Origin of the sequence: Bacillus cereus group sp. N12 (assembly GCF_016483575.1) — a bacterium.
In the GTDB taxonomy this organism is placed as follows: Bacteria; Bacillota; Bacilli; order Bacillales; family Bacillaceae_G; genus Bacillus_A; species Bacillus_A toyonensis.
This window is the reverse complement of record NZ_JAEHBO010000093.1, coordinates 1-17,468: the sequence shown is the minus strand read 5'-3', so window position 1 is coordinate 17,468 and position 17,468 is coordinate 1. Positions and strand designations below refer to the sequence as shown.

Sequence of the window (17,468 nt, the reverse complement as noted above, 5' to 3'; positions counted from 1 at the left end):
CCGTGGTGTAGTGGTTAACATGCCTGCCTGTCACGCAGGAGATCGCCGGTTCGACCCCGGTCGGGACCGCCATTTTATATAAAGAAAAGAACGAAACAAGTTGTTTCGTATTTTTTTATTTGTTTTAACAAAAAACTAATAAAGACAGTCAAACTATCCTTAGGACAACTCCTAAGGACTTTTTTATATATTCAAAACCTGTATAATAAAGAGCAGAGAACATTGTGAGTAAAGTAGGTGAAGTCTGTGAGTAAATATGAAGTAACAACAAAATCTTCTGAGGAAACACAAAGATTATCAGAAAAACTAGGTGAACTTGCCCGGGCACAAGATGTAATTATTTTAGAAGGAGATCTTGGAGCTGGTAAAACGACTTTTACAAAAGGGCTAGCAAAAGGTCTTGGCGTGAAAAGAGTTGTAAATAGTCCTACCTTTAACATTATTAAAGAATATAAAGGAAGATTGCCGTTATATCATATGGACGTGTATCGTTTAGCGGAAAGTGAAGAAGACTTAGGTTTTGATGAGTACTTCTATGGTGAAGGAATTACGGTAGTAGAATGGGCTCATTTGATAGAAGCATATTTACCGAATGAAAAGTTACAAATTAGTTTATTCCATGCTGGAGATGACACAAGGAAAATTGTACTCGAGCCAGTTGGAGACCGTTATATTAGATTATGTGAGGAGCTATTACAAGATGAAAGTACTAGCAATTGATACTTCAAATTACGTAATGGGTGTATCCCTTATTGAGGAAGAAAACGTAATTGGGGAAATCATTACAAATTTAACAAAAAACCATTCTGTACGCCTTATGCCAGCTGTAGAGCAACTATTAAAAGAATGTGGTGTAAAACCAAAAGAATTAACTAAAATCGTTGTGGCTGCTGGACCTGGATCATATACAGGTGTTCGCATAGGTGTGACAGCGGCAAAAACATTAGCTTGGTCACTTCAAATACCAATCGTAGGTGTATCAAGTTTAGAAGTAGTAGCTGCAAACGGTGCTAACTTTAGTGGGTTAATTTGTCCTTTATTTGATGGAAGACGTGGACAAATTTATACTGGATTATATACATATGAAGGAGAGCAGTTAACTTCAATAGAAGAAGATCGAATTATTCTTATTGTAGACTGGTTGCAAAAGTTAAAACATAAAGGACAGCCTGTTTTATTTATCGGTAACGATGTTAAATTGCATAAAGAAACAATTATAGAACATTTAGGCAATCAAGCTGTATTTGCTCCTTTCACTAAAAATAACCCAAGACCAAGTGAGTTAGCTTTCTTAGGGTTACAAAAAGAGGAACAAGATGTACATTCATTTGTTCCTAGTTACCTTCGTTTAGCTGAAGCTGAAACAAAGTGGTTAGAAAGTCAAAACAAGTAGGAGCTTGCAGAAGATGGATATGATATTTAGAAAGATGGAACTCGATGATATCGCTCAAATTGTAGCTATTGAAGAAGCATCTTTTTCAACTCCTTGGACTGCAGATGCCTTTCAACGTGAATTAACGATGAATGAACATGCACATTATGTTGTGCTAGAAAAAGATGGCCTTGTAATCGGGTATTGTGGATTGTGGATAATTATTGATGAATCACATATCACAAATATAGCTATTTTGCCAGAATACCGAGGTCAAAAGTTAGGAGATGCCCTATTGAAAGAAGTTATTTCCGTAGCGAAAGAACTAGGGGTAAAAACAATGACGCTTGAAGTACGCGTATCAAATGAAGTAGCAAAGCAGTTATACAAAAAATACGGATTTCAAAATGGTGGAATTCGTAAACGATACTATGCAGACAATCAGGAAGATGGTCTTGTAATGTGGGTGAATATATAATGGAAAAAAATACGATTATACTTGGTATTGAAACAAGCTGCGATGAAACAGCAGTAGCAGTTGTTAAAAATGGAACGGAAATCATTGCGAACGTCGTTGCATCACAAATTGAAAGTCATAAGCGTTTTGGCGGGGTTGTACCAGAGATTGCATCCCGTCACCATGTAGAAGAAATTACAGTTGTGTTAGAAGAAGCTTTAAAAGAAGCGAATATAACTTTCGAGGATATTGATGCAATTGCTGTAACAGAGGGACCCGGTTTAGTAGGAGCACTTTTAATAGGAGTAAATGCAGCGAAGGCGGTAGCCTTTGCACATGATATTCCTCTAGTTGGTGTTCATCATATTGCTGGCCATATTTATGCGAATCGTTTAGTAAAAGAAGTTCAATTCCCACTACTATCACTCGTTGTATCTGGTGGACATACAGAACTTGTTTATATGAAAGAACATGGTTCATTTGAAGTGATTGGTGAAACACGAGATGATGCAGCAGGAGAAGCATATGATAAAGTAGCTCGTACGCTATCTATGCCGTATCCAGGTGGTCCTCATATTGATCGTCTTGCGCATGAAGGGAAGCCAACAATTGATTTGCCTCGTGCATGGCTAGAACCCGATTCGTATGATTTCAGCTTTAGTGGATTGAAATCAGCAGTTATCAACACTGTGCATAACGCAAAACAACGTGGTATAGAAATTGCACCGGAAGATTTAGCAGCAAGCTTTCAAGAGAGTGTAATTGATGTACTTGTAACGAAAGCATCTCGTGCAGCAGAAGCGTATAATGTAAAGCAATTGCTCCTTGCTGGTGGAGTAGCTGCTAATAAAGGGCTTCGTGCACGTCTAGAAGAAGAATTTGCACGAAAAGAAGATATAGAGCTAATTATCCCGCCGTTATCTTTATGCACAGACAATGCAGCAATGATTGCAGCTGCAGGTACAATTGCATACGAACAAGGAAAACGTGCGACATTAGCTTTAAATGCAAACCCAGGTTTAGATATTGAAGCATAGTTATACACAAAATTAACCACAGCTTGTGGATAAAACCCATATTATCTGTTGATAATGTGGGTTTTATTGTGTATATAAACTGTTAATAACTTTTTTGTTAAATGTGGATAATGTGGAAAAGTTATTTTGATGTTTATTTTATAAAGGTGGATATGTGTATAACCTTGTGGATAAAACGGATGAAGTCTGACCTTTAAATGAATTCTTTTTCGGGAAATAAAAACGAGAAGATATCCTAAAAAACTTTTGAAAAACCCTCCTCTTATCATATGGGTTGCTGCAATTGTCAATCTTTGTCGGGAAAACGATGTTTCTTGTCGAATTGTTTATATATTTTAAGTTAAGGTATGTGCATTCAAAAAATCGTCGATATAATTTCATGTACTACGAAACTGATTCTAAAGGGAAATAAAAAGGATGTCATCTAGTCAAAAATCCTCGACTGATGAGACATCCTTTTTGTTTAAATTAGCTTATATATGCAGTTCTTCCCATTCTGCCATACAGGCTTCAAGTTGTTCTTGTAATGTTTGTTTTTTCGTTGTAATCTCACTAGCCTTTTCATAATCTGCATATATTTCTGGTAAGCAAAGCTGATCCTCTAACGTAGCAATTTCTTCTTCTAAGCTTACGATGTTTTGTTCTAGTTCTTCGATTTTTCGAGTGCGTTGACGTTCTAATTGTTTACGCTCTTTTTCTTCGAGATAATTTAATTTTTCTTGAGCTACAGTTTTTTGAACAGGTGCCTGATTTTCTTGCTGTTCTTGTTGTTCAAATGCTGCGCGTTCAATCATTTCATTTTTCTTCTCCACATAGTAATCGTAATCACCTAAATACTCTTGCGCACCTTCTGTTGATAACTCGACAACTGTAGTCGTTACGCGATTAATGAAGTAGCGGTCATGTGAAACGAATAGAAGAGTTCCTGGATAATCAATTAAAGCATTCTCCAAAATTTCTTTACTATTTAAATCAAGATGGTTCGTTGGCTCATCGAGAATTAATAAATTGGATTTTTGCATCATAAGTTTTGCGAGAGCTAATCGGGCCTTTTGTCCACCACTAAGAGAAGATACTGGTTTTAGCACATCATCCCCTGTGAATAAAAAATTACCTAGTATAGTGCGAATTTCTTTTTCGGGTTGAAGCGGATATTCATCCCATAGTTCATTTAAAACGCGCTTAGAAGATGTTAAGTTAGCTTGCTCTTGATCATAATAACCAACAGATACATTTGATCCGAAAGCAACATCTCCATGTAATAGCTGTAACTTATTCACAATGGATTTTAATAATGTGGATTTTCCAATTCCATTCGGTCCAACTAAGGCAACACTATCTCCCCGAGTTAAGCGCATATTTACATGTTCAATAATAGGATCCTCATCATAACCGATGGTTGCATCTTTTACTTGTAAAACATCATTTCCACTTTGTTTTTCAATATCGAAGTGGAATGAGGCTGATTTAGAGTCACCTAATGGTCTAGTTAATAATTCCATTCTATCTAATTGTTTACGACGGCTTTGTGCACGTTTTGTCGTAGATGCACGTGCTATATTTTTTTGAACGAAGTCCTCAAGTTTAGCGATTTCATCTTGTTGCTTTTCGTAACGCTTCATTTCTTGTTCGTATAGGGCTGATTTTAAGTCTAAATATTTACTGTAGTTACCAACAAATCGTCTGCTTTCTTTATTCGAAATTTCATATACTTGTGTAACAAGCTTATCTAAGAAATAACGGTCATGAGAAACGATTAAAATTGCGCCAGGATAACCTTGTAAGTATTGCTCAAGCCACGTTAATGTTTCGATGTCTAAATGGTTTGTAGGCTCGTCTAAAATAAGTAAGTCTGGTTTCGTTAATAATAATTTCCCAAGAGCTAATCTCGTTTTTTGTCCGCCACTTAACGTAGAAATTGTCGTCTGATGCGTTTCAACAGGGAAACCAAGACCGCTTAAAATGGAGCGAATATCTGCTTCGTACTGATAGCCGCCTTGATCTTTATAATCTAATTGCAATTGGTCATAATCAGCTAATAATTTTTCATATGTAGCGGCATTTGAAAAGTTTTCTTCTTTTCCCATTTCTTGCTCTAGCCTTCGAAGTTTTGTCTCCATTTGCTGTAGGTGTGTAAAGACGGTTAGCATTTCATCCCAAATTGTTAATGATGTTTCTAATCCAGTATTTTGAGCTAAGTACCCAATTGAGACATCTTTCGGTTTTATAATTTCGCCGCCATCATGAGATAATTCACCGGCGATAATTTTTAATAATGTAGATTTTCCGGCTCCATTTCGTCCAACTAAAGCGATACGATCTTTCGTTTGCACTTCCAATTTTATGTTTGCAAGAATCGTTTCGGCACCGTATAATTTTGAAAGCCCGTTTACTTGTAATAAAATCAATGTTTTCACCTCAAATAATTTCTTAACTTTGCCATGTTTATATTTCTCAATCATACTAAAAATAGTGTATAGTTTAAAATAAAGAGAGAATACTTCTTCTCTTTATTATACAAGGAAATTCATAAGTACTAAACTTCTGTATTCGATTCAAGTATATGAATAAAGATAGGAAGAGAGGAGAGGTTATATGGATCAGCAGAAAATTCCGCAAGCCACTGCTAAACGATTGCCTCTATACTATCGATTTATCCAAAACTTATCTCTTTCTGGTAAGCAACGTGTTTCATCAGCCGAATTGAGTGAAGCGGTAAAGGTTGATTCCGCAACTATTCGAAGAGATTTCTCATACTTTGGAGCATTAGGGAAAAAGGGATATGGATATAACGTAAATTATTTATTATCATTTTTCCGTGAAACACTCGATCAAGATGATATAACACGTGTAGCGCTTATTGGAGTAGGTAATTTAGGGACCGCTTTCTTACATTATAATTTCACGAAAAACAATAATACAAAAATTGAAATGGCATTTGATGTTAGTGAAGAGAAAGTTGGAACAGAAATCGGGGGTATTCCTGTATATCATTTAGATGAATTAGAAGAAAGGTTATCAAATGATATACAAGTGGCAATATTAACAGTACCCGCTACAGTAGCGCAATCTGTAGCCGATAGATTGGCAGAAACAAACGTGCACGGTATTTTAAACTTCACACCAGCACGCTTAAATGTGTCAGAGAATATAAGAATTCATCATATTGATTTAGCTGTAGAGCTACAAACGCTTGTTTACTTTTTAAAGAATTATCCACAATAAAACGCAGAGGAGGTGACCTCTGCGTTTTATTATTGTTTTTTCTTTGTGAATTTCACTAATATAAGGCGAAGTGCCAAATTAAAATCAATTGTTGCCATAACTGCAAATAGTATTGTCCACATATTCCAGATTGTATCTGTCACGTTCGTAATGGCGAAACGTGTAAAGATACATCCGAGAAGGAAATACAATGCAGCCATGAACAATGGTGAGTTTCTCATACAAAAAATCCTCCGATAAAGCCTTGCATTTTTTCAGCTTCTTTAATCATTTCTTGAATTTGTTCATTGCTCATGAAAATCTGTCCAATGGCAACTAATGTATTCATTGCTACATGGGCTGCTATAGGAACGATAATGCGTTTCGTTTTTACATATAAGAAGGCGAATACGAGCCCCATAGAAGTGTATACCAATAGGTGAGTAAAATCAAAATGAATCGCTGCGAATACGAGTGAACTAATAATAGCAGCAACGAAGAAATTAAATCTCTTATAAAGTGTACCAAATAAAATTTTTCTAAATACGATTTCTTCTAAAATAGGTCCGATTATAGATATAACAATAAGGAACCAAGGTGTCGTTCTTGCGATGTCCATAAGTCGGTCTGTATTCTCAGATCCAGGTGTAATCCCTAATAGATACATTTCAATCATACCTGCAATACTTTGTGAGATGATTGCTAAGAAGAACCCGATAAAAATCCACCCGATTGTAGCTGGAACAGAAGAGCGCATTGCATCTAAATGCCTGTCACGAATATCTGTTCTAAGTAACCAAATTACAACGCATAGTGCAATGAAAAAGCTAATAATAGACCAATGTCCGGTTATTAGTTGAAACTTTTCCTCGTTGGTAAATCCTCTATTATCGTATAGTCCGGTTTTCAGAAGAAGTGGTAATCCGGCAATACCCGACAATTGCATTAAAATGTATGTAACGATAATCCACCAATATTGTTTCTTCAAATGGTTTAACCATCCTTTCTAACTCTAGTGTATGAGATAAGGCAGGATAACATGTAATATGCTACCTACGATATAAACTTTCATTCGAATTATGTTTTTTTTTTGTAAATCTGCATTGGAAATTAAAATAGAAGACAGGAAAAAGTTGTGTGTGTAGCGAAAACAACTTAGGGTGTCTTTCGTATTGTAACATACGAGTAGTGGAAACAACGATTCATATAGTAAAGGTAGTAGAAGAAGGATTTTATATAGAAGAGTATATATAGTAATTTGCGAAAAAATTATGATTTTTTTACTTGCAAAAGAAATTGAGATTATTTATTATTATAAGTGTGTTAGCACTCAGGTGACTCGAGTGCTAATAAAAAATTTACATAACACAATGAGGAGGTTATTGTTCATGCTAAAGCCATTAGGTGATCGCGTTGTAATTGAGCTTGTTCAAGCAGAAGAAAAAACAGCAAGTGGTATTGTATTACCAGACACTGCAAAAGAAAAACCACAAGAGGGTAAAGTTATTGCAGTAGGTACTGGTCGAGTGCTTGAAAATGGTGAGCGTGTTGCTTTAGAGGTAGCAGCAGGTGATCTTATCATCTTCTCAAAATATGCAGGTACTGAAGTAAAATACGAAGGTACAGACTACTTGATTTTACGTGAAAGTGACATTTTAGCAGTTATCGGTTAATTATATAAATCTTAAAAATTCCAAGGGGGTCAATTATTATGGCAAAAGATATTAAATTTAGTGAAGAAGCACGTCGTTCGATGCTTCGCGGTGTCGACACTCTTGCAAACGCAGTAAAAGTAACGCTTGGACCAAAAGGTCGTAACGTTGTACTTGAGAAAAAATTCGGTTCACCACTTATTACAAATGATGGTGTAACAATCGCAAAAGAAATCGAATTAGAAGATGCATTCGAAAACATGGGTGCAAAATTAGTAGCAGAAGTTGCTAGCAAAACAAACGATGTAGCTGGTGACGGAACGACAACTGCAACTGTATTAGCGCAAGCTATGATTCGTGAAGGTCTTAAAAACGTAACAGCTGGTGCAAACCCAATGGGTCTTCGTAAAGGTATCGAAAAAGCTGTTACTGCTGCAATTGAAGAATTAAAAGCGATTTCTAAACCAATTGAAGGTAAATCTTCTATCGCACAAGTAGCTGCTATTTCTGCGGCTGACGAAGAAGTAGGTCAATTAATCGCTGAAGCAATGGAGCGCGTTGGTAACGACGGCGTTATTACTTTAGAAGAATCTAAAGGATTCACAACGGAATTAGACGTAGTAGAAGGTATGCAATTTGATCGTGGATATGCATCTCCTTACATGATTACTGATTCTGACAAAATGGAAGCTGTTCTTGATAACCCATATATCTTAATTACTGACAAAAAGATTTCTAACATCCAAGAAATCTTACCAGTATTAGAGCAAGTGGTACAACAAGGTAAACCACTTCTTATCATTGCTGAAGATGTAGAAGGCGAAGCTTTAGCTACATTAGTAGTGAACAAACTTCGTGGTACATTCAATGTAGTGGCTGTTAAAGCTCCTGGATTTGGTGACCGTCGTAAAGCAATGCTAGAAGATATCGCAATCTTAACTGGTGGCGAAGTAATCACTGAGGAATTAGGACGTGACTTAAAATCTGCTACAGTTGAATCTTTAGGACGCGCTGGTAAAATCGTTGTAACGAAAGAAAACACAACTGTAGTTGAAGGTATTGGAAACACACAACAAATCGAAGCTCGCATCGGTCAAATCCGTGCGCAATTAGAAGAAACAACTTCTGAATTCGATCGTGAAAAATTACAAGAGCGTCTTGCTAAATTAGCTGGTGGCGTAGCAGTAATTAAAGTAGGTGCAGCAACTGAAACTGAGTTAAAAGAGCGCAAACTTCGCATTGAAGATGCACTTAACTCAACTCGTGCAGCAGTAGAAGAAGGTATCGTTGCAGGTGGTGGTACTTCACTTATGAACGTATACACGAAAGTAGCTTCTATCGTAGCTGAAGGCGACGAAGCAACAGGTATCAACATCGTACTTCGTGCACTAGAAGAGCCAGTTCGTCAAATCGCAATCAACGCTGGTCTAGAAGGATCTGTAGTTGTAGAGCGTCTAAAAGGCGAAAAAGTAGGCGTTGGTTTCAACGCAGCTACTGGCGAATGGGTTAACATGCTTGAGTCTGGTATCGTAGATCCAGCTAAAGTAACTCGTTCTGCACTTCAAAACGCAGCATCTGTTGCAGCTATGTTCTTAACAACTGAAGCTGTAGTTGCTGATAAGCCAGAACCAAATGCACCAGCAATGCCTGACATGGGCGGCATGGGCATGGGCGGTATGGGCGGAATGATGTAATAAGCATCACTCTGTGAAGCTGTTCAATGTATAAATAGTTAATTAGAAGAAGGCTACTTCCTTGATAAAAGGAGGTAGTCTTTTTTGTTGTTAAGATGTATATAAAAGGTTTCTGGAAGGTCGCAAGTTTAGAGAGAGAATGTTGGGGAATATTCAAGCTTCTTTTATTACGGTAATATTCAATATAATTCCAATTGAATATATAATTCTTTTAACATTTATGATACAGTCAAAAGGGATTTTTCTTATTTTTTAGTCGAGATAATAAGTCTCCTAGTTCTTATTGTCTATGAGAGAAGATGGCGGTAGCCTAGTTAGTGAGGTATATGATGCAGATTAAAGAAAATTTGGGTAGAAACATTTTTTCGAAAATATTAGTAGTATGTGGTTTGGCGATGTTTGTCATTACACTTTATAATTCATTTCAAATAGAGAAATCTACCTATTCCTCGGTCGCTGTGTTAATTCTGGAGATAGTAGCAACTATTTTGGTGCTCGGAATAATATCATTTTTAGCAAATCGTTTTTTAACAGTTAATCAATTTTTGCTCATTCTCATAGTTACAGCCTTTGCAATTAGGTTGTTATGGATCATTTTTGAAAAAACAGTACCTATCTCGGATTTTTCTGTAATGTATGAAAGTGCTCAACAAGCTGTAAAGGGTAATTTTGCATTTATTACAGATGAATACTATATGAGTTGGACATACCAATTGGGATTCACATATTATGAGGCTATATTAATAAAAATTTTTGGTAATCATCTGTTTATATTGAAGTTATTTAATATTTTTTGGAGCGTAGGTACTGCCGTGATTATTTATTTTATGGGTAAAACCATTTTTAATGAATACAGTGCGAGAACTGCGGCAATATTTTACGCGCTTTACATACCTAATATTATCTATAGCTCTGTATTAACAAATCAATATATTTCTACCTTTTTCTTTTTTTTAGGACTGTATGTTTTAATTACAAAAGGTTTTTCAACTAAATACGGTTGGGGTTTAACAGGGTTACTGTTAAGCATTGGAAATATTATGAGACCGTTAGGAAGTTTCTTTTTATTGGCGGTTTTTGTTTATGTATTAATTTATAAGATACTTCCGTTTAGAAAAAAAGAAACGTTAAACTACGTAAAAAAATTAGTGGGAATAGTGATTGTATATTTTCTAGTGATGCAAATTGTAAGTATTTTCTTAATGAACACGGGATTAGCGAAAAAACCATTGTCGAACCAAATGCCATATTGGAAATTTGTTGTGGGATTCAATTATGATTCGATTGGTGGATGGAATCAGCCAGATGTTGTTTACCTTAGTCAATTTAAACTTGGGAAGGAAAGAAATGATGCTTCCATTGCTTTGATCAAGGACAGATTGAAGGACAAAGAGAAAGTTCGTCAATTACTTGTATTGAAAGTTGAAAAAATGTGGAGTAATCCTGATGATGCACCTGGTTGGGCTTTGGAGTGGGGGGAACTGAATAAACCACACTTACAACAAATGCTGACAAAATATGAAAGGCTTATGTATATTACATGTTGTATATTTGCGATTGGTACCATTTCATTATATAGAAGAAATGATTCAATATATCCTCTTTTATATATTTTGTTTGGCGGATATGTGGTTATTCATTTGTTTGTCGAAGTTCAAACTAGGTATCGTTTTGACATTTTGCCCGTTATTTTTTTATTTGTGGGATACGGGGTATTTGTAATGAAAAATGGTGTTACACGATTAATGGGTAGAAAACAACAGAAAAAAGTTGAATAATAGGATAAAACACAAAAAACATTTCTATATGGAAATGTTTTTTGTGTTTTAGTGGGAAAGAAATTAATTTCTGTAGAATTTTGTCGCTTTCTCTCTTGACCACATCGACACTTCATTGTTAGAATCTAGGAAGATAATATAAAACGATCCTTCATATATCCTCAATGATATGGTTTGAGAGTCTCTACCGGGTTACCGTAAACAACCTGACTATGAAGGCAGTGTGTCTTATATTTATAAAGAGCGGAGACTATCTTTCTTTATAAAGCCAGACCCCTGCCTTTTCTTTGTTATGAGACTAGAGGCGGAGGACTGGCTTTTTTTATTATATTGGTAATGCTTTTCGCCAAATTGGTGAAAATATTTATATACGAGAACTAACGTTGGGGTGATTATTTTGAAAAAGCAGCACGATACAATTATCGTTTTAGATTTTGGAAGTCAGTACAATCAGTTAATAGCACGTCGAATTCGTGAGTTCGGTGTATACAGTGAACTTCATCCACATACAATTACTGCAGAAGAAATTAAAGCAATGAATCCAAAAGGGATTATTTTCTCTGGTGGACCAAATAGTGTATACGGTGAAGGTGCATTACATTGTGATGAAAAAATCTTTGAACTAGGATTACCGATTTTCGGTATTTGTTACGGTATGCAGCTTATGACACAACACTTCGGTGGTAAAGTAGAACGTGCAAACCACCGTGAGTACGGAAAAGCTGTTCTTAAAGTAGAGAACGAATCAAAATTATATACGAACCTTCCAGAAGAGCAAGTTGTATGGATGAGTCATGGTGACTTAGTAACTGGTTTACCTGAAGGATTCGTAGTAGACGCAACAAGCGAGTCTTGCCCAATTGCTGGTATGAGCAATGAAGCGAAAAACTTATACGGTGTACAATTCCACCCAGAAGTACGTCACTCTGAGCACGGTAACGATTTAATTAAAAACTTCGTATTCGGCGTATGTGGTTGTTCTGAAGGATGGAACATGGAGAACTTTATCGAAGTAGAATTAGAGAAGATCCGTGAAACTGTTGGAGACAAAAAAGTACTATGTGCACTTAGTGGCGGTGTAGATTCTTCTGTTGTAGCAGTATTAATTCATAAAGCAATTGGCGACCAGTTAACATGTATTTTCGTTGACCACGGCTTACTTCGTAAAGGTGAAGCAGAAGGCGTTATGAAAACATTTAGCGAAGGCTTCCATATGAACGTTATTAAAGTGGATGCACAAGAACGCTTTATGAACAAGTTAAAAGGTGTAGAAGATCCAGAACAAAAACGTAAAATTATCGGTAACGAATTCATTTACGTATTTGATGATGAAGCTTCTAAATTACAAGGTATGGACTTCCTAGCACAAGGTACACTTTACACAGACATCGTTGAAAGTGGTACAGCAACTGCACAAACAATTAAATCTCACCATAACGTTGGTGGACTTCCGGAAGACATGCAGTTCAAATTAATTGAGCCTTTAAACACGTTATTTAAAGATGAAGTACGTGTATTAGGATCTGAATTAGGAATTCCTGATGAAATCGTATGGCGTCAACCATTCCCAGGTCCAGGACTTGGTATTCGTGTATTAGGTGAAATCACAGAAGAGAAATTAGAAATCGTTCGTGAATCTGATGCGATTTTACGTGAAGAAATTATTAAAGCGGGCTTAGACCGCGAAATTTGGCAATACTTCACTGCGCTTCCTGGTATGCGTAGCGTAGGTGTTATGGGTGACGAGCGTACTTACGATTACACAGTAGGTATCCGTGCAGTAACATCTATCGACGGTATGACAGCTGACTGGGCACGTATCCCTTGGGACGTATTAGAGAAAATCTCTGTACGTATCGTAAACGAAGTAAAACACGTTAACCGTATCGTGTATGATGTAACGAGTAAGCCACCAGCAACTATTGAGTGGGAATAGTATTATAAAAAAGATCCATCTTTTGCTCATGCATAGATGGATCTTTTTGTTTTCAGTATTAATACGAACGAAAATATGAAATTTTATAAAAATGTTCGTTTTTAAATTGACAAAAATACTTTCAGGAGTTAATATGAGTATGTAATTCAAACGAAAAGTGAATATTATGCCGTCGTATAATATCGGGGATATGGCCCGAAAGTTTCTACCTAGCTACCGTAAATGGCTTGACTACGAGGCGTTTTTATAAAGATGAGGGGAAACTTGTCTTTGTTTATAGAACGCTTCCATGTATATGCAATGGAAGCCTTTTTTATTTTTATAGATAAAAGAGGGCTAGGGTGAAATGCGGCGAGTAATCATATAACGGGGGAAACGTAGGATGAAACGCTATTTTCAATTTGATGAGCTCGGTACGAATTATAAGACTGAGTTCATAGCAGGGTTAACGACATTTCTATCTATGGCTTACGTACTATTTGTCAATCCTGCTACGCTGTCACTTGGAAATGTTAAAGGGTTACCAGCAGGTACAGGAATGGATCCAGGTGCAGTATTCGTTGCGACAGCATTAGCGGCCGCGATCGGTTCGTTAATTATGGGTATTTTCGCAAAGTATCCAATTGCTTTAGCCCCAGGTATGGGAATTAACGCGTTCTTTGCTTATACAGCAGTTTTAACGATGGGTATTCCGTGGCAAACAGCAATTGCCGGAACGTTAATGTCAGGTATTATCTTTATTATTCTTACAGCTTCAGGTATTCGTGAAAAAATCATTAATGCAATTCCATCGGAGTTAAAGTTTGCAGTAGCAGCAGGTATCGGATTGTTCATTGCCTTTCTTGGATTCCAAAATGCCGGAATTATCGTGAAAAATGATGCTGTTCTTGTTGGGTTGGGGGACTTAACAAAGGGCACAACGTTACTAGCAATCTTTGGGGTTGTTACTACGATCATCTTCATGATTAAGAAAATCAATGGTGCAGTATTTTACGGTATGATTCTTACAGCGATCTTAGGAGTGGCAACAGGATTGATTGATACTCCGAAAGCTGTAGTGGGAGCGATACCGAGTCTAGAACCAACGTTCGGTGCTGCGTTAACTCATTTCGGAGACATTTTCACTATTCAAATGGGGATTGTAATTATAACGTTCTTCTTTATCGATTTCTTTGATACAGCAGGTACGCTTGTAGCGGTTGCGAATCAAGCAGGATTAATGAAGAATAATAAATTACCACGTGCAGGAAAAGCATTATTCGCAGATGCAATTGCAACTGTAATTGGTGCGATCTTAGGTACGTCAACAACAACGTCTTACATTGAATCGTCTGCAGGGGTAGCAGCGGGAGGACGTTCTGGATTTACAGCAGTTGTAACAGCAGGATTCTTCTTACTGGCACTATTCTTCTCGCCATTATTAAGTGTTGTAACACCAGCTGTAACGGCACCAGCTTTAATTATTGTAGGGATCTTAATGGTTTCTTCTTTAGGAGAAATCGACTGGAAGAAGTTCGAGATTGCAGTACCGGCATTCTTTACTATCATTTCAATGCCGCTTACGTATAGTATCGCAACGGGAATTGCGATTGGATTTATCTTCTATCCAATTACAATGGTTGTGAGTGGTCGTCGTAAAGAGGTTCATCCGATTATGTATGTTATGGGAGTTTTATTCGTACTGTATTTCATCTACGTTCGTAAATAAAGGGGTTTTTGAAAGGTCTAGACTTAAGGGGAGTCTAGGCCTTTTTTGCGTCTTCAGAAAATCTTAAGGATTTCCGAGCGTTTTTCTTCAGAAGTTTTCCTATAATAGAAGTTAGGGATAAAAAATGAATGGGGGAAATATTATGGCCGGGGAAACAATACTTGTCGTAGATGATGAAAAAGAAATTAGGAATCTTATTACAATATATTTAAAGAACGAAGGATATAAAGTACTGCAGGCCGGAGATGGAGAAGAAGGGCTACGTATGTTAGAAGAGAATGAAGTACATTTAGTTGTGTTGGATATTATGATGCCGAAAGTAGATGGTATTCATATGTGTATGAAAGTAAGAGAAGCGAAAGAAATGCCAATTATTATGCTTTCTGCGAAAACGCAAGATATGGATAAAATTTTAGGGTTAACAACTGGTGCAGATGATTACGTAACGAAACCGTTTAATCCGTTAGAGTTAATCGCGAGAATTAAATCCCAGTTACGTCGTTATATGAAAATGAATGGTTTCGCTATACAAAATGAGGACGAGTTAGAAATTGGAGAGATGAAAATAAACATTTCGACCCATAAAGTTATTGTAGATGGAGAAGAAGTGAAACTAACTCCGAGGGAATTTTCAATTTTAGAATTACTAGCCCGTAATCCAGGTATGGTCTTTAGCGCGGAGCAAATTTATGAAAAGGTGTGGAACGAACGATCTTTCCAGTCTGATAATACTGTAATGGTGCATATTCGAAAAGTACGTGAAAAGATTGAGGAGAATCCAAGGAAGCCTAGATATATAAAAACAGTATGGGGAGTGGGGTATAAGATTGAAAAAGATATTTAATCCGTTTACTTATGTAAGGAAAACAAGAGAATTAATTGAAAAATTAGTAAAGAGCGTACGGAAGAGTATAAGAATTCAATTGATTACTACTTTTGCTGCTTGTGCGTTATTAGGAGTTTTGTCAGCGAAAGCAGCTGCGCCATTTTTTGAGAATGCGAATCGTCAAGCGACTATCGATTATCGAGCTGGTATGGAACAAATTAATTACCAAGCTCAAAGAGCAGCGAGTAGTTCGGTTCATGAAAATAAATTAGAAGCTATATCTAATATGATCGAAATGGAGAATCAAAATTTAGAGCGAGGAAATAGAGCTTTAAAAATATTGGTTACTGATGAAAGTGGTAAAGTTTTATATAAAACAAAGCAGGCGCAAGAAGAGCAAATCGATTTGCATAATACGATTCGTAATGCAGCATCATTTGCGATTAATTATACAGATGGTAGAAATGAATTTGAAAGTACAAGAAAAGAGTTTATAGCTTTTTCACCTATTACTATTGAAGGAAAGAATTTGTACATGTTTGTTAGCGGAATTCCAGAGGGAGAGGTAATGTATGAAACGCAAGAAGGACCATTTCCGTTTTTAATTGGTGTCCTTGTATTCATTTTCTCTTTTTTCTATATAACAAAGAGAAAGATGAAGCAAATTGAAGCGATGGCAGAAGGTGTAAAGGAAATAGAAAAAGGTAACTTAGCGTACCGTATTGAGAAGAAAGGTGAAGATGAGATTGCGTCTTTAACTGAGAATATTAATAATATGGCGGAAGAGCTTATGAATAATATAGAAAAGGAACGTAAATTAGAGAAGCAAAAGAATGAGCTTATTACGAATGTATCTCACGATTTACGTACACCACTTACTTCTATTATGGGTTACTTACGATTACTTCGAGATTCTAAATATGAAAATAAAGAACAACATGATGAGTATACGAGAATTGCTTTTGCAAAGTCGGAGCAGTTAAAAAATTTAATAGAAGATTTATTTGAGTATACGAAGTTAACGAATGAACAAGTTGTATTAGAAAAACAAGAAGTATGTATAAATGAGTTACTGGAACAATTAATAGAAGAATTAGTACCGCAAGCGGAAGAGCATGGACTTACGTTTGTTAAGAAATTTCCTGAGGAACGTGCCTATGCATCGGTTGATTCGGAAAAGATGGTCCGTGTATTTGATAATTTACTAATGAATGCGATTAAGTATAGTAAAGATGATGGAGAGATAAAAGTTTCTCTTCAAAGACAGCGCAAGGATATACAAATTGTTATAGCAAATCATAGTGAAGAATTTACGAGAGAAGAATTAGGGAACTTGTTTGAACGTTTTTATAAGAAGGATCAATCCCGAAGTAGAGTAACGGAAGGTTCGGGACTTGGATTAGCTATTGCGAAAAGTATTGTTGAATTGCAGGGGGGGAGTATTCGAGCTGAATATGAGGATGGTATTATCCAATTCATCGTCGCGTTACCTATTATAGAAAAATAATAAATGAATAGAATGTTCTATGGTAAAAAAGGCGTATTTTAAAAGGAATACGCCTTTTTATATTTTTTTAGAAAAACATGTTGACGATTAGAGTACAGAGGTGTAATATAGAACAAGTCGCCGATGCAATAACGCAGAAAACGACAAACGAAATAAAAAACTTAGTTGACATTGAAACATGAAGATGTTAACATAAGGGAGTCGCAAATGAGCGACCAATTAGTTCTTTGAAAACTGAACGAAACAAACAACGTGAAACGTCAATTTTTATTTTTAGATGCTAGACAAACTAACTTT

General features: G+C 36.3%; 15 protein-coding genes and 2 riboswitches. Of the genes, 12 read left to right on the top strand and 3 right to left on the bottom strand.

The window, feature by feature from the left end:
* Positions 1-246 precede the first annotated feature (246 nt).
* The 4 genes from tsaE to tsaD are packed head-to-tail and all read left to right on the top strand — an operon-like array spanning position 247 to position 2,866.
* The gene (tsaE, locus tag JDS92_RS26310; protein ID WP_000049641.1) at positions 247-720 is read left to right on the top strand and encodes a tRNA (adenosine(37)-N6)-threonylcarbamoyltransferase complex ATPase subunit type 1 TsaE; all 474 of its coding nucleotides are present in this window, start codon (positions 247-249) and stop codon (positions 718-720) included.
* Positions 701-1,393: a tRNA (adenosine(37)-N6)-threonylcarbamoyltransferase complex dimerization subunit type 1 TsaB gene (tsaB, locus tag JDS92_RS26305; protein ID WP_097959931.1), complete on the top strand. Its 693-nt coding sequence runs from the start codon at positions 701-703 to the stop codon at positions 1,391-1,393. The genes tsaE and tsaB overlap by 20 nt, the downstream gene beginning before the upstream one ends.
* Before the next feature lie 13 nt (positions 1,394-1,406).
* On the top strand, positions 1,407-1,850 hold the full coding sequence (gene rimI / locus JDS92_RS26300; protein ID WP_000367202.1) for a ribosomal protein S18-alanine N-acetyltransferase: 444 nt from the start codon (positions 1,407-1,409) through the stop codon (positions 1,848-1,850).
* Positions 1,850-2,866 carry a tRNA (adenosine(37)-N6)-threonylcarbamoyltransferase complex transferase subunit TsaD gene (gene tsaD, locus JDS92_RS26295; protein ID WP_000414604.1) on the top strand — a complete coding sequence of 339 codons (1,017 nt, stop codon included), beginning with the start codon at positions 1,850-1,852 and terminating at the stop codon, positions 2,864-2,866. Before rimI ends, tsaD begins: the two co-directional genes overlap by 1 nt.
* Before the next feature lie 473 nt (positions 2,867-3,339).
* Here tsaD and JDS92_RS26290 read toward each other — a convergent pair whose 3' ends face one another.
* Positions 3,340-5,274, bottom strand: coding sequence for an ABC-F family ATP-binding cassette domain-containing protein (locus JDS92_RS26290; protein ID WP_000602175.1), 1,935 nt, complete (start codon positions 5,272-5,274; stop codon positions 3,340-3,342).
* 187 nt (positions 5,275-5,461) lie between these two features.
* Here JDS92_RS26290 and JDS92_RS26285 point away from each other — a divergent pair, with 187 nt between their 5' ends.
* Positions 5,462-6,091 (top strand): redox-sensing transcriptional repressor Rex, encoded by a 630-nt coding sequence (locus tag JDS92_RS26285; RefSeq protein ID WP_000372701.1) that lies wholly within the window; start codon positions 5,462-5,464, stop codon positions 6,089-6,091.
* A 29-nt stretch (positions 6,092-6,120) separates the two neighbouring features.
* Here the strand turns inward: JDS92_RS26285 and JDS92_RS26280 are convergent, their stop codons facing one another.
* Complete coding sequence (locus tag JDS92_RS26280; RefSeq protein WP_001246201.1) at positions 6,121-6,312, bottom strand: YdiK family protein; 192 nt, start codon at positions 6,310-6,312, stop codon at positions 6,121-6,123.
* Positions 6,309-7,058: a CPBP family intramembrane glutamic endopeptidase gene (locus tag JDS92_RS26275; protein ID WP_000745318.1), complete on the bottom strand. Its 750-nt coding sequence runs from the start codon at positions 7,056-7,058 to the stop codon at positions 6,309-6,311. Before JDS92_RS26275 ends, JDS92_RS26280 begins: the two co-directional genes overlap by 4 nt.
* Positions 7,059-7,458: 400 nt before the next feature.
* Between JDS92_RS26275 and groES the strand changes: the two genes are divergently transcribed.
* From groES to ampS, 7 genes are all read left to right on the top strand, one after another.
* Entirely contained in the window at positions 7,459-7,743 is a 285-nt protein-coding gene (gene groES / locus JDS92_RS26270) for a co-chaperone GroES (RefSeq protein ID WP_000917306.1), read from the top strand.
* Positions 7,744-7,781: 38 nt separating this feature from the next.
* Positions 7,782-9,416, top strand: a complete 1,635-nt coding sequence (gene groL / locus JDS92_RS26265) for a chaperonin GroEL (RefSeq protein WP_001029987.1) — start codon at positions 7,782-7,784, stop codon at positions 9,414-9,416.
* 329 nt (positions 9,417-9,745) lie between these two features.
* Positions 9,746-11,194, top strand: a complete 1,449-nt coding sequence (locus JDS92_RS26260) for a glycosyltransferase family 39 protein (protein WP_001165921.1) — start codon at positions 9,746-9,748, stop codon at positions 11,192-11,194.
* Between the two features lie 131 nt (positions 11,195-11,325).
* Positions 11,326-11,427: riboswitch (purine riboswitch) on the top strand.
* 164 nt (positions 11,428-11,591) lie between these two features.
* Entirely contained in the window at positions 11,592-13,130 is a 1,539-nt protein-coding gene (gene guaA / locus JDS92_RS26255) for a glutamine-hydrolyzing GMP synthase (protein WP_000743919.1), read from the top strand.
* Positions 13,131-13,282: 152 nt separating this feature from the next.
* Positions 13,283-13,384: riboswitch (purine riboswitch) on the top strand.
* A gap of 128 nt (positions 13,385-13,512) precedes the next feature.
* Positions 13,513-14,838 carry an NCS2 family permease gene (locus JDS92_RS26250; RefSeq protein ID WP_000833078.1) on the top strand — a complete coding sequence of 442 codons (1,326 nt, stop codon included), beginning with the start codon at positions 13,513-13,515 and terminating at the stop codon, positions 14,836-14,838.
* Between the two features lie 142 nt (positions 14,839-14,980).
* Positions 14,981-15,682 (top strand): response regulator transcription factor, encoded by a 702-nt coding sequence (locus tag JDS92_RS26245; RefSeq protein WP_000896765.1) that lies wholly within the window; start codon positions 14,981-14,983, stop codon positions 15,680-15,682.
* Positions 15,666-17,171 carry an aminopeptidase AmpS gene (gene ampS / locus JDS92_RS26240; protein WP_097959929.1) on the top strand — a complete coding sequence of 502 codons (1,506 nt, stop codon included), beginning with the start codon at positions 15,666-15,668 and terminating at the stop codon, positions 17,169-17,171. The genes JDS92_RS26245 and ampS overlap by 17 nt, the downstream gene beginning before the upstream one ends.
* The last annotated feature ends 297 nt before the right edge of the window (positions 17,172-17,468 follow it).